The organism is Streptomyces albipurpureus (assembly GCF_023701525.1).
Taxonomy (GTDB): Bacteria; Actinomycetota; Actinomycetes; order Streptomycetales; family Streptomycetaceae; genus Streptomyces; species Streptomyces albipurpureus.
Window position 1 is genome coordinate 189,759 of record NZ_JAMQAW010000006.1, and the last position, 13,652, is coordinate 203,410.

General features: G+C 69.2%; 11 protein-coding genes. 8 read left to right on the forward strand and 3 right to left on the reverse strand.

Annotated features, from left to right (window positions below):
* Nucleotides 1–84 precede the first annotated feature (84 nt).
* Nucleotides 85–669, forward strand: a complete 585-nt coding sequence (locus NBG84_RS05930; RefSeq protein WP_250918207.1) for a PepSY domain-containing protein — start codon at nt 85–87, stop codon at nt 667–669.
* Nucleotides 670–920: 251 nt separating this feature from the next.
* Here the strand turns inward: NBG84_RS05930 and meaB are convergent, their stop codons facing one another.
* Nucleotides 921–1,877 carry a methylmalonyl Co-A mutase-associated GTPase MeaB gene (gene meaB, locus NBG84_RS05935; RefSeq protein ID WP_250918208.1) on the reverse strand — a complete coding sequence of 319 codons (957 nt, stop codon included), beginning with the start codon at nt 1,875–1,877 and terminating at the stop codon, nt 921–923.
* Between the two features lie 73 nt (nt 1,878–1,950).
* Complete coding sequence (locus NBG84_RS05940) at nt 1,951–3,153, reverse strand: acetyl-CoA C-acetyltransferase (protein WP_250918209.1); 1,203 nt, start codon at nt 3,151–3,153, stop codon at nt 1,951–1,953.
* A 147-nt stretch (nt 3,154–3,300) separates the two neighbouring features.
* Between NBG84_RS05940 and mce the strand changes: the two genes are divergently transcribed.
* From mce to NBG84_RS05975, 7 genes are all read left to right on the forward strand, one after another.
* Nucleotides 3,301–3,729, forward strand: a complete 429-nt coding sequence (mce, locus tag NBG84_RS05945) for a methylmalonyl-CoA epimerase (protein WP_250918210.1) — start codon at nt 3,301–3,303, stop codon at nt 3,727–3,729.
* Between the two features lie 170 nt (nt 3,730–3,899).
* Nucleotides 3,900–7,904 (forward strand): polarized growth protein Scy, encoded by a 4,005-nt coding sequence (scy, locus tag NBG84_RS05950; RefSeq protein ID WP_250918211.1) that lies wholly within the window; start codon nt 3,900–3,902, stop codon nt 7,902–7,904.
* 114 nt (nt 7,905–8,018) lie between these two features.
* Complete coding sequence (locus NBG84_RS05955; RefSeq protein WP_250918212.1) at nt 8,019–8,957, forward strand: coiled-coil domain-containing protein; 939 nt, start codon at nt 8,019–8,021, stop codon at nt 8,955–8,957.
* A gap of 86 nt (nt 8,958–9,043) precedes the next feature.
* Nucleotides 9,044–10,027 (forward strand): ABC transporter ATP-binding protein, encoded by a 984-nt coding sequence (locus tag NBG84_RS05960; RefSeq protein WP_250918213.1) that lies wholly within the window; start codon nt 9,044–9,046, stop codon nt 10,025–10,027.
* A 3-nt stretch (nt 10,028–10,030) separates the two neighbouring features.
* Entirely contained in the window at nt 10,031–10,810 is a 780-nt protein-coding gene (locus NBG84_RS05965) for an ABC transporter permease (protein WP_250918214.1), read from the forward strand.
* Between the two features lie 289 nt (nt 10,811–11,099).
* Entirely contained in the window at nt 11,100–12,248 is a 1,149-nt protein-coding gene (locus NBG84_RS05970) for an ABC transporter ATP-binding protein (RefSeq protein ID WP_250918215.1), read from the forward strand.
* Nucleotides 12,245–13,072, forward strand: coding sequence for an ABC transporter permease subunit (locus tag NBG84_RS05975; protein WP_250918216.1), 828 nt, complete (start codon nt 12,245–12,247; stop codon nt 13,070–13,072). The genes NBG84_RS05970 and NBG84_RS05975 overlap by 4 nt, the downstream gene beginning before the upstream one ends.
* Before the next feature lie 42 nt (nt 13,073–13,114).
* On the opposite strand, the gene NBG84_RS05980 is transcribed toward NBG84_RS05975, so the two are convergent.
* The gene (locus NBG84_RS05980) at nt 13,115–13,444 is read right to left on the reverse strand and encodes an ATP/GTP-binding protein (protein ID WP_250918430.1); all 330 of its coding nucleotides are present in this window, start codon (nt 13,442–13,444) and stop codon (nt 13,115–13,117) included.
* Between the last annotated feature and the right edge of the window lie 208 nt (nt 13,445–13,652).

Genomic DNA, 13,652 nt, shown 5'->3' on the forward strand with positions numbered 1-13,652 from the left:
CGCTTCAGGTGACTTCAGGCTGGGTTCAGCAACCACCCGGCAGATTGGTGTCAACGAAGCCAGCCAGTACGGGGAGGAACCCTCATGAAGCGCAAGATTGCCGTCGCCATCGCGGTCGCCGCTCTGGTCGGAGGAGGTGCCTACACCGCGGTCGCCGCCTCAGGTGACACCAGTCCTTCGTCCAGCGTCTCGGCGTCCGAGGCCGCCGGCGCGGCGCTCAAGAAGAGCCCCGGGTCGGTGGAGTCCATCAGCCGCGAGGACGACGACAAGGGCGACTGGGAGGTCGAGGTCGTCGGCAAGGACGGCAACGACCGGGACGTTCGGGTCGACATCTCCAACGGTAAGGCGTCGCTGTTCTCGGACGACGACGACACCAACGAGAACGACAAGAACGACAGCGACGACCAGACCGAGCGTGAGGCACTGCGCACCGCGAAGGTGAACGCCGAGCAGGCGGTCACCGCCGCGCAGAAGTTCCGGGCGGGCACGGTGACCGAGGTCGACTTCGGCCAGGACCACTGGGAGATCGAGGTCCGGGCCGAGGACGGCCGCGAGCACGAGGTGCGCGTGGATGCCACGACCGGCAAGGCATCGGCTTCCGTGGACAGCGACAACGACAGCGATGACCGGGACGACCGGGACGACCGGGACGACAACGACAACGACTGATTCCCTCTCCGGGCAGCGCGCCGGTCATCGATTGCCGATGTCGGCGGCCCGTCCCTCAGAGCCAGGGGCTAGCCCCCGGGACGACCTGATGTGTCCCGCCCCTGAACCCCGGCCCGGCCTTGGACCACACCCCCCGCGTCCAGGCCGGGCCGGCCCTTTCCCAGCCCAGCCCCGCCCCCGCCAGGGCAGGTCAGCAGGTCAGCAGGTCAGCAGGTCAGCAGGTCAGCAGGTCAGCAGGTCAGCAGGTCAGCCTAGGACTGCGTCAGTCCGGCCACCAGCTCATCCGCGGCCGAGTAGGGATCGAGTTCCCCCGCCACGATGCGCTCCGCGAGGGACCCGAGACGGCGATCTCCGTGCAGATCCCCGATCCGCTCCCGCAGCGCGGTGACCGCGATCGTCTCCACCTCGACCGCTGCCCGTCGGACCCGGCGCTGGGTGAGCACCCCGTGCTCCTCCATCCAGGCCCGGTGCTTCTCCAGCGCCTGGACCACCTCTTCGGTGCCTTCACCACGGGCGGCCACCGTCTTGACGATCGGCGGACGCCAGTCACCCGGTGCCCGAGACTCCCCCAGTGCCAGCATGTGGTTCAACTCACGCGCGGTGGCGTCCGCGCCATCGCGATCCGCCTTGTTGACGACGAACACATCGCCGATCTCCAGGATGCCGGCCTTCGCCGCCTGGATGCCGTCGCCCATTCCCGGGGCGAGGAGCACCACCGAGGTGTCGGCCTGGGCGGCGATCTCCACCTCGGACTGGCCGACCCCCACCGTCTCCACCAGGATCACCTCGCAACCCGCCGCGTCCAGCACCCGGATCGCCTGCGGGGCGGACCAGGCCAGGCCGCCGAGATGGCCGCGGGTGGCCATGGACCGGATGTAGACACCGGGGTCGGACGCGTGTTCCGACATGCGGACCCGGTCACCGAGCAGCGCCCCGCCGGAGAACGGTGAGGACGGGTCCACCGCCAGTACCCCCACCCGTTTCCCGGCCTTGCGGTACGCGCTGACCAGGACCGAGGTGGAGGTGGACTTGCCGACGCCCGGTGAGCCGGTGAGGCCGACGACATAGGCCCCTCCGGTCAACGGGGCGAGCGCCGCCATCACCTCCCGTAGCTGTGGGGAAGCCCCCTCCACCAGGGAGATGAGCCGGGCCACGGCGCGTGGCCGGCCCTCCCTCGCCTGGGCGACCAGTTGGGGGACGTCCACCATCTCTCGACTCCTCATGCGTTCGATCAGCCGAAGCTACGGTTCGATCAGCCGGGGCGCCCGCTCGGCGGACGGATCAGTTCGCCGGTACGCGAACGATGAGCGCGTCGCCCTGCCCGCCTCCGCCGCACAGTGCCGCGGCTCCCACGCCACCGCCCCGCCGCTTGAGTTCCAGCGCCAGATGGAGCACCAGCCGGGCGCCCGACATGCCGATGGGGTGGCCAAGGGCGATCGCCCCTCCGTTGACGTTCACCTTTTCCGGGGATACCCCCAGGTCGCGCATTGACTGCACCGCGACCGCGGCGAACGCCTCATTGATCTCGATCAGATCCAGATCGTCGACTTCAAGCCCTTCCTTCTTCAGGGCGTGGGTGATCGCGTTGGACGGCTGGGACTGGAGCGAGTTGTCGGGTCCCGCCACATTGCCGTGGGCGCCGATCTCGGCGATCCACTCCAGACCCAGCTCTTCCGCCTTGGCCCGGCTCATCACCACGACCGCGGCCGCGCCATCGGAGATCTGTGACGAGGAGCCCGCCGTGATCGTGCCGTCCGCGGCGAACGCGGGCCGCAGCCGGCCGAGCGACTCCTTGGTCGTCTCGGGCCTGATGCCCTCGTCCTTGGCGAAGACGACCGGGTCGCCCTTGCGCTGGGGGATCTCCACCGGGGTGATCTCGGCGTCGAAGACACCGTTCTTCTGGGCCGCGGCGGCGCGCTGGTGGGAGAGGGCCGCGACCTCGTCCTGGTCGGCGCGGGCGATCCCCAGCCGGGAGTTGTGCTTCTCGGTGGACTCGCCCATCGCGATGTTCTCGAAGACGTCGGTGAGCCCGTCGTACGCCATGGCGTCGAGCATCTCGACCGCCCCGTACTTGAAGCCCTCGCGGGACTTCGGCAGCAGATGCGGCGCGTTGGTCATGGACTCCTGTCCACCGGCGACGACGACATCGAATTCACCCACTCGGATCAGCTGATCCGCGAGCGCGATGGCGTCGAGTCCGGAGAGACAGACCTTGTTGATCGTCAGCGCGGGCACGTTCATGGGGATGCCGGCCTTGACCGCGGCCTGGCGCGCCGGGATCTGGCCGGTTCCCGCCTGAAGCACCTGCCCCATGATCACGTACTGCACCTGCTCGGGGCCGATGCCCGCGCGATCCAGCGCGGCTTTGATGGCGAAGCCGCCGAGGTCCGCGCCCGAGAAGGTCTTCAGCGAGCCAAGAAGCCTCCCCATGGGCGTTCTGGCACCCGCGACGATCACTGAGGTGGTACCGGTCGTTCCTGACATGAGGCACGATCCCCTTCCAGCGCGGAGGCTGAGGAGTGAACGAGGGTTTACCTCAAATGTACTGAGCGGTATGCCCCAAGGTCACCGGGCGGTCGGTGTGATCGCGCGCACGTTGCGTAGCCACCGGTTCGGCGCTGCACTGGGAGGATGCTGACACGAATCGACCACATCGGAATCGCCTGCCGCAACCTCGACGAGACAGTGGAGTTCTACCGTTCGACCTACGGTTTCGAGGTCCACCACACCGAGGTGAACGAGGAGCAGGGCGTACGCGAAGCCATGCTCAAGATCAACGGAACCTCCGACGGGGCGGCTTCCTACCTCCAGCTGCTGGAGCCGATCCGGGAGGACTCCCCGGTGGGAAAGTGGCTGGCCAAGAATGGTGAGGGCGTTCATCACATCGCCTTTGGGACCGCCGATGTGGACGCCGACGCGGCAGCCATCCGCGACAAGGGCGTACGGGTCCTCTACGACGAGCCGCGCACCGGTTCCATGGGGTCCCGGATCACCTTTCTCCACCCCAAGGACTGCCATGGTGTTCTGACCGAACTTGTCACCTCAGCAACGGAGCACTGACCTCCGGATTCCTGGGCCGGTAGAGTGGGCAATTCCGGGCCGGGGCCGGGTCGGGGCCGCGACGCGTCCTCTCATATTGATCTGTCACCATTTCCCCCGGGGAGCCGCTCGCCCGGCGAGCGGTGAGAGTGTGAAGCCAGTTGCGACCAGGGGACGGATGGGACCGCGCAGTGCGGGGCTACGAACGCCAGGAGAGCCACCGAGCTGACGACGACCACCTCTCGCGGTTCGAAGCCGAGATGGATCGGCTGAAGACCGCGCGAGAGAAGGCCGTCCAGCACGCCGAGGACCTCGGCTACCAGGTCGAGGTATTGCGCGCGAAGCTCCATGAGGCGCGCCGCAGCCTCGCATCACGCCCCGCATACGACAATGCCGACCTCGGCTACCAGGCCGAGCAGATGCTCAGAAACGCCCAGGTCCAGGCGGACCAGATGCGCGTCGACGCCGAGCGCGAACTGCGCGACGCCCGCGCTCAGACGCAGCGCATCCTCCAGGAGCACGCCGAGCACCAGGCCCGTCTCCAGGCGGAGCTGCATACCGAGGCCAACCAGCGTCGCCAGCGTCTCGACCAGGAGTTGGCCGAGCGCCGCCAGACCGTCGAGGCGCACGTCAACGAGAACGTCGCCTGGGCCGAGCAGTTGCGCGCCCGTACCGAGTCCCAGGCCCGCAGGCTCCTCGACGAGTCACGCGCCGAGGCCGAGCAGGGCCTGGCCGCCGCTCGATCCGAGGCCAAGCGCCTCACGGAGGAGGCCCGTCAACGGGTCGGCTCCGAGACGGAAGCCGCCCGCGCGGAGGCCGATTCGCTCTTGCTGCGGGCCCGTCGCGATGTCGAGCGGATGCTGAACGCGGCGTCCACCCAGGCCCAGGAGGCCACCAGCCACGCGGAGCGGCTGCGCTCCTCCACCACTGCCGAGTCCGACCAGGCCAGGCAGCAGGCCGCCGAGCTGAGCCGGGTCGCCGAGCAGCGGATACAAGAAGCAGAGGAGAAGCTGCGCGAGGCCCGCGCGGAGTCCGAGCGGGTACTGACCGAGGCCAGGGACTCCGCTGCCAAGCAGCTGACGTCCGCGGAGTCGGACAACGAGCAGCGCACCAGGACCGCGAAGGCGGAGATCGCCCGTCTGGTGGGCGAGGCCACCACTGAGGCCGAGGCGCTGAAGGCGGACGCCGAGCAGATTCTCGTCGATGCCCGTGCGGAGGCCGAGAAGCAGCTGGCGGCGGCGACCGAGAAGGCGCGCACGGCTGCCGCCGAGGATGCCGCCGCCGCGCTCGCCAAGGCCGCCCGAGCGGCCGAGGAGATCCTGACCAAGGCGTCCGAGGACGCCCAGGAGACCACCCGTAAGGCGAGTGCCGAAGCCGAGCGCATCCGGGGCGAGGCCGACGCGGAGGCGAATCGGCTGCGCGGTGAGGCCGCCGAGCAGGCCGATCAGCTCAAGGGTGAGGCGAAGGACGACACCAAGGAGTACCGCGCCAAGACCGTCGAACTCCAGGAGGAGGCGCGGCGACTGCGCGGCGAGGCCGAGCAGTTGCGGTCCGAGGCGGTCGCCGAGGGCGAGCGCATCCGGGGCGAGGCACGGCGGGAGGCCGTCCAGCAGATCGAGGAGGCCGCCAGCAGCGCCGAGGGTCTGCTCACCAAGGCCCGCACGGACGCCGATGAGTTGCGGTCCGCGGCCAACGGCGACAGCGAACGGGTCCGTACCGAGGCGATCGAGCGCGCCACCTCGCTGCGCCGGCAGGCCGAGGAGACCCTGGAGCGCACTCGCGCCGAGGCCGAACGGCTGAGGGGCGAGGCCGAGGAGCTCGCGGACAGTGTGCGGGCCGCCGCCGAGCAGGCTGCGGTGGAGCTGCGCGAGGACACCGAACGGGCGATGACCGCCCGTCAGGAAGAGGCCGCCCAGGAGCTGAGCCGGCTCCAGCAGGAGGCCGAGTCCCGGCGCCAGGCCGCCGACGAGGCGCTGACCGAAGCCCGGGGCCACGCCGAGCGCGTTCGCCGGGAAGCCGGCGAGGAGATCGACCGGCTGCGCGCCGAGGCCGGCGAGCGCATTCGTGCGCTCCAGGCGGGGGCCGAGCAGGAGGCCGAGCGGCTGCGCACCGAAGCGGCGGCGGACGCCGCGGGGGCGCGGGCCGAAGCGGAGAACGTGGCGGTACGGCTGCGCGGTGAGGCCGGTGCGGAGGCCGAGCGGCTCAAGAGCGAGGCGAAGGACACTGCCGACCGGCTGCGCGCGGAGGCCGCGACTGCCGCCGAGCGGGTGGGTGCCCAGGCTGCCGAGGCGCTCGCCGCGGCCCAGGAGGAAGCCGTACGCCGCCGTCGCGAGGCCGAGGGCATCGTCGATTCGGCGCGCCACGAGGCCAACCAGGAGCGGGAGCGGGCCCGGGAGCAGAGCGAAGGCCTGCTCGCGTCGGCCCGTAAGCGGGTCGAGGAGGCCCAGGCTGAGGCGCACCGGCTGGTGGCGGAGGCCGATCAGCGCTCCACCGAGATGGTCGCCGCCGCCGAGCAGACGGCCAAGCAGGTTCGGGACGCCGTGGCCGGGCTGCATGAGCAGGCCGAGCAGGAGGTCGCCGGACTGCGTTCCGCCGCCGAGCACTCGGCCGAGCGGACCCGGACGGAGGCCCAGGACGAGGCTGACCGGATCCGCTCGGATGCCCATGCCGAGCGGGAGCGCGCCGGGGAGGACGTGGCCCGGCTGCGGACGCGGGCCCAGGAGGAGACGGAGGCGGCCAACGCGCTCGCCGAACGGACCGTCACCGATGCCATCGAGGAGTCCGAGCGACTGCGCACGGACACCGCGGAGTACGCGCAGCGGATGCGCACGGACGCGTCGAACGCCCTCGCGACGGCCGAGCAGGACGCCTCCCGCACCCGTGCGGACGCCCGGGACGACGCCAATCGCATCCGTTCGGAGGCGGCCACTCAGGCGGATCGGCTCGTGGGCGAGGCGACGGCCGAGGGCGAGCGGGTCAGGACCCATGCCGAGGGGCTCCTCGACGAGGCACGGCAGTCCGCGGACAAGCGACGGGCCGACGCCGCCGCGCAGGCCGACCAACTCGTCGCCCAGGCGAGTGCCGAGGCCGAGCGGCTCGTCGGCGAGGCCACGGCCGAGGGCGAGCGGATCAAGACCCATGCCGAGGGGCTCCTCGACGAGGCGCGAAAGTCCGCGGACAAGCGACGGGCCGACGCCGCCGCACAGGCCGACCAACTCGTCGCCCAGGCGAGTGCCGAGGCAGAGCGGCTGCGGGTCGAGGCCGCTGACACGGTGGGCTCCGCGCAGCAGGCCGCCGAGCGGATGCGGGGCGAGGCCCGGAAGGTCGTGGCGGACGCCGAGGCGGTGGCCGAGCGGATGCGCACCGATGCGCGGGCGGCGGCCGACCGGACCGTGGACGAGGCCCGCGAGGCGTCGGCCAAGCGCCGCAGGGACGCGGCTGAACAGGCGGACCAGCTCGTCAACAAGGCTCAGGAGGAGGCGCTGCGGGCCGCGCTGGAAGCCGAGGAGCAGGCCGACACGATGGTGGGCGCGGCCCGCAAGGAGGCCGAGCGACTGATCGCCGAGGCGACCATCGAGGGCAACTCGCTGGTGGAGAAGTCCCGTGCGGACGCCGATGAACTGCTGGTGGGTGCGCGTCGGGACTCCACCGCGATCAGGGAGCGCACCGAGGAGTTGCGTGCCCGGGTCGAGGGCGAGATCGAGGAGTTGCACGAGCGGGCCCGCCGGGAGACTTCCGAGCAGATGAAGACGACCGGCGAGCGGGTCGACCAGCTGATGACCGCGGCGCGCGAGCAGCGCGCGGAGGCCGATGCGAAGGCCAAGGACTTGATGTCCGAGACGAACTCGGAGGCGAGCCGGGTCCGCATCGACGCGGTGAAGAGAGCCGAGAGCCTGCTCAAGGAGGCTGAGCAGAAGAAGGCTGAACTCGTGCGCGAGGGACAGCAGATCAAGGCGGATGCCGAGGTCGAAGCCAAGCGCCTCGTCAGCGACGGCAAGCGGGAGTTGGACGTCCTCGTGCGGCGCCGCGAGGACATTCAGACCGAGATCTCCCGTGTCCAGGACGTACTGGAGGCGTTGGAGTCCTTCGAAGCGCCTTCCACCAACAGCAAGGGCTCCAGCGGTTCTTCAGGTGGTGTCAGGGCGGGTGCGACAGCGGGTGCCACCCGTTCGAGTGGCAAGTCGTCAGACGGCTAGCCACTCAAAAGGCTGGACATTCTCCAGATCAAACCTGTATCCACTCGATGACTCGCCGCTTAGGCCCCTAGGATTCCCTCTATCACCTCACCGGTCTCATTCGACAGGAACCCCATGAGCGACACATCCTCCCCATTCGGCTTCGAGCTCGTGCGGCGTGGCTACGACCGCGGCCAGGTGGACGACCGCATTACCAAACTCGTCGCCGACCGTGATAGTGCGCTGGCGCGCATCACCTCTCTGGAAAAGCGGATCGAGGAACTCCACCTTGAGACGCAGAACGCCCAGGCCCAGGTCACCGACGCGGAGCCGTCGTACGCCGGTCTCGGAGCACGCGTGGAGAAGATCCTCCGTCTTGCCGAGGAGGAGGCCAAGGACCTGCGTGAGGAGGCCCGTCGCGCGTCCGAGCAGCACCGTGAGCTGGCTGAGTCCGCCGCCCAGCAGGTCCGCAACGACGCCGAGTCGTTCGCCGCTGAGCGCAAGGCCAAGGCGGAGGACGAGGGCGTCCGCATCGTCGAGAAGGCGAAGGGCGACGCCACCCAGCTGCGTACGGAAGCGCAGAAGGACGCGCAGTCCAAGCGCGAGGAGGCGGACGCGCTCTTCGAGGAGACCCGCGCCAAGGCCGCCCAGGCCGCTGCGGACTTCGAGACCAATCTGGCCAAGCGCCGCGAGCAGTCCGAGCGTGATCTGGCGTCGCGTCAGGCGAAGGCCGAGAAGCGTCTTGCGGAGATCGAGCACCGCGCGGAGCAGCTGCGGCTGGAGGCCGAGAAGCTGCGTACGGACGCGGAGCGTCGGGCCCGCCAGACGGTGGAGACCGCGCAGCGCCAGTCCGAGGACATCGTGGCCGACGCCAATGCCAAGGCCGACCGTATCCGCAGCGAATCGGAGCGCGAGCTGGCGGCGCTCACCAACCGCCGCGACTCCATCAACGCGCAGCTGACGAACGTTCGCGAGATGCTGGCGACGCTGACCGGTGCAGCGGTGGCCGCGGCGGGCAACCCCGTCGACGACGAGCCGATCTCCCGTGGTGTCCCGGCCCAGCAGTCCCGCTGAGCCCAGGCCCACCGGGGCCGCGTAACTGTCAGAGCCCCTCGCCGCTCAAGTGGCGGGGGGCTTTGCGCACACCGTACGGTGTCCGCATGATCGAGCTGGATGGCCTCACCAAACACTTCGGTAGCAAAGTAGCCGTCGACCATCTGTCGTTTCAGGTCAGACCAGGGATGGTGACCGGCTTCCTCGGCCCCAACGGTGCCGGGAAGTCCACGACGATGCGCATGATGCTCGATCTCGATAATCCGACCAGCGGAAATGTCCGAATCGACGGCAAGCGCTATCGGGAACTGGACGAGCCGCTGAAGTACATTGGCGCGCTTCTAGACGCCAAGGCCATGCACGGTGGACGCAGCGCCTACAACAATCTCCTCTGTCTGGCGCAGGCGAACCGCATCCCGACCGCCCGGGTTGATCAAGTGCTGGACGTCGTGGGTCTCACTCCGGTGGCACGGAAGAAGTCGAAGGGCTTCTCGCTCGGCATGGGCCAGCGTCTGGGTATCGCCTCCGCCCTACTCGGCGACCCCGAGATCCTGATGTTCGACGAGCCGGTGAACGGACTGGACCCCGAGGGCATCCACTGGATTCGCAATCTGATGAAGTCTCTGGCGTCCGAAGGGCGCACCATCTTCGTCTCCTCGCATCTGATGAGCGAGATGGCGCTGACCGCCGATCACCTCATTGTGATCGGGCAGGGGAAGCTGCTGGCGGACACCTCGATGGCGGACTTCATCCACGAGAATTCCCGCAGTTTCGTACGGCTGCGCTCACCCCAGCGGGAGCGGCTGCGGGAGGTGCTGCGCGAGTCGGGTCTCACGGCCGTGGAGGCGGGGTCCGGGACGGTGGAGATCGACGGCGCCACCACCGAGGAGTTGGGTGAACTGGCGGCCCGTCACCAGATCACGCTGCATGAGCTGAGCTCTCAGCGCGCCTCACTGGAGGAGGCGTTTATGCAGATGACGGCCGGCTCGGTGGAGTACCACGCCCACGGTACGAGCCATGCCGGGCCGCCGTCCGACCAGCAGCCGGGTCCCCAGTGGGGCCAGAGCTACCAGAGCGACAAGGGAGCCTGACCCATGGCCTCGGTACCCGCGGTCCTCCAGTCCGAGTGGACCAAGATCCGTACTGTCTCCTCGACGACCTGGACGCTGGTGAGCGCGTTCGTGGTGACGGTCGCCCTGAGCGCGGCGCTGTGCGCGCTGACGAAGGCGACCTTCGATGACCTCAGCCGGGAGGAGCAGTTCACCTTCGACCCCACCCTCTTCAGCTTCTCCGGGATGATCCTGGGCCAGCTGGCCATGGTGGTGTTCGGGGTGCTGGTGGTGGGCACGGAGTACAGCTCCGGGATGATCCGCACCTCACTCGCCGCCGTACCGCAGCGAGCGACCTTCCTCTTCAGCAAGATCGCCGTGGCGACGGCACTGGCCCTGGTCGTCGGAATGGCGACCAGTTTCGCCTCCTTCTTCATCGGCCAGGCACTCCTTGGTGAACATCGCACAACGATCGGTGCGGACAACGTGCTGCGCGCGGTGATCGGCGGCGGCCTCTATATGGGCCTGATCGCCCTGTTCTCCATGGCGGTGGCGACGATGCTGCGCAGCTCCATCCTGTCGCTGGGCATTCTGATGCCGTTCTTCTTCCTGGTCTCCCAGATCCTCGCCTCGGTCCCGAAGGCGAAGGATGTCGCCCGCTACTTCCCCGACCAGGCCGGCTCCAAGATCATGCAGGTGCTCCCGGACGCCATGGGCGGCAATGAGGCGCCCTACGGCCCCTGGGGCGGACTGGGCATCATGGTGATCTGGGTCGTGGCGGCCCTGATCGGCGCCTACCTCGTACTGAAGAAGCGCGACGCCTGACGTCATCCGTACGGGGGCTGGCCGGGGCCGCGACCGCGGCGGCCCGGCCGGCTGTCGTCACCGCGCTGGCCTCGGGCCGAACGGGGCGCCCACCCGCGATCTCATGACGTTCCGCGACGGGGCGGTGACTTCCTGCTCCAGCAGGAGCTCAGCCGTCCGCGCACCCTCCTGGCCGAAGGATTACCGCCTAGGAGGAACCGCGGAGAAAAAGTTATCCTCCTAACTCTAACGGGGGGCATGTGGCTGGCTGGCCTAGGCCCCGATGACCAGAAGTCGATGGGGCTGGAGAATGATCGAGGCAGTCGGGCTGACCAAGCGCTATGGCGCGAAGACAGCCGTGTACAACCTTTCTTTTCACGTGAGGCCCGGTGCCGTCACCGGTTTCCTCGGGCCCAATGGCGCAGGCAAGTCCACCACCATGCGGATGATTCTGGGACTGGACAATCCCACCGCGGGCTCGGTCACGGTCGGCGGGCAGCCTTTCCGGCAGACGCCGAACGCTCCCCGGCAGGTCGGAGCGTTGCTTGACGCCAAGGCCGTGCACGGTGGGCGCAGCGCACGCAACCATCTGTTGTCGTTGGCGCAGCTCTCCGGAATCCCGGCCCGCCGGGTGGATGAGGTGCTCGGTGTCGTCGGCCTCCAGGAGGTGGCCAAGAAGCGCTCCAAGGGCTTCTCCCTCGGTATGGGACAGCGCCTGGGCATCGCGGCGGCGCTGCTCGGTGACCCCCAGGTGCTGCTCTTCGACGAGCCGGTCAACGGACTGGACCCGGAGGGCATCCTGTGGGTCCGCAACCTGATGAAGCAGCTCGCCTCCGAGGGCCGCACGGTCTTCGTCTCCTCGCATCTGATGAGTGAGATGGCCGTGACCGCCGACCATCTCATCGTGATCGGTCGGGGTCAGCTGCTGTCGGACATGAGCGTCAGGGACTTCATCTCGGCGAACTCCGCCGACTTCGCCCGGGTGCGTACGCCGGACACCGAGCCGCAACTGCGCGAGAAGCTGTCCGCGGCGCTGAGCGAGGCCGGGGCGCATGTCGTGCCCGAGCCGGACGGCGGGCTGCGGGTCATGGGGCTGCCGCTGCCGCGCATCAGTGATCTGGCGCATGGCGCGGACGTCCGGCTGTGGGAGTTGTCGCCGCACCAGGCCTCGCTGGAAGAGGCGTATATGCGGATGACGCAGGGCGCGGTGGACTACCGCTCCACGACGGACCAGAAGGCGGGGCTGATGCAGCAGCCTCAGCCGGGGTACGGACCGCCGGCGCAGCAGGTTCCCGATGTGCCGCAGCAGGGCTGGTACGCACCACCGCCGCCGCAGCCGGGCCAGCATCCCTACGCGGCTCCGGCCGCCGATCCCCGGCTGCCGGCGGGCCCGGCAGCCGCGGTTCCCGCCGCCGCGCCCGCACCCGCCGATCCGACCAAGCCCGAGGACCCGCGATGACCACCCCCTACCAGCACCAAGGCGCACCCGGCGCCGTCTACTCCTCGCCGATCCCGATCCGCCGGGCCCATCTCGGTGACGCCATCGCGTCGGAGTGGACCAAGATCCGTTCCGTTCGGTCGACGATCTGGACGCTCAGCGTCATGGCCCTGCTTCTCGTGGGCATCGGGCTCGCCGTCGCGGCGGCCATCACCACCAGCGACGCCAATGTGGAGGATCAGCCGATCCTGTCGCTCGGCTTCTTCGGGGTGCTCCTCGGCAGCCTGTGTGTGATGACGCTCGGTGTGCTGACCGTCGCGTCCGAGTACGGCACCGGAATGATCAGGACCACGCTGACGGCGTGCCCCACTCGGGGACGGGTGCTGACCGCCAAGGCGATCGTCTTCTTCGCGCTCGTCTTCACCGTGACCTTGGCGCTCACCCTCTTCGTCGGCGTGGCCCAGGTGGCGATCATCGACCAGGGGTCTCCGACGACCCAGGAGTGGTTGCGCTCCACCCTCGGTGTCAGCCTCTACCTCGCGCTGCTCGGTCTGCTCTCGCTGGCCGTGGGCTCCATGATCCGGCACTCCGCCGGTGCGATCACGATCATGATCGGTCTGGTGCTGCTGCCGCTGGTGATGGCCATGTTCATGTTCACCGAGTCACTGTCCTGGCTCCAGGACGCGCTGCTGGAGTACTCGATCCCCAGCCAGCTCGGTGTGCTCTACGACAACTCGGTGACCCAGTCAGGCCCCATGGGCTGGGAACCGCTGTGGATCATGCTGGGGATCGCCGCCGTCGCGCTGGGAGCCGCGTACACCATGCTGAACTCCCGCGACGTCTAGGGACGTTCTCCCAGCGCCACCCACGCGTTGAGTGCTGGGGATTCAGTGCTTGGGAGCGTTTCGGGACCGCTGCACCCGCGAGGTGCGGCGGTCCTTCGCGTTCCAGCACGCCTTGTGCCAGTGCCGTCGGTCCTCCACACCGCCGTGCTGCGGCCAGGCCACCACATGGGGCATCCCGGACGGGATCTCCTGGTCGCACCCGGGGCAGCGGTACCGCTTGCCCGCGGCGCTCGCACCGGCCACATGGCGGACGGACCACTCCTCGTCCTGCCAGGACTCGGTGCGGCCAAAGCCGCCGTACCTGTCGCCCAGTTCACCGGGGGGCGCGGAGGGGTTGTCGCCGCCCTTGGGGCGGTTGCGGCGCGGGGACACGTGATACCTCACGGGGCAAGTACGGACGATTGCTGTCGAGTCCAGCCTACGGTCCACGGTTGGGGGTACACGTCCCACTCAGTGTGAGAGCGGGCCACTCCTCAGGAGCAGTTACCGGAAAATCGCAAGAACTTCACTTTGGGCCGTGCCTTTGGCACGTGTCAGACGTTATTGCCACCAGGGGGAGTGACGCGTCGGCCGCAAGGAG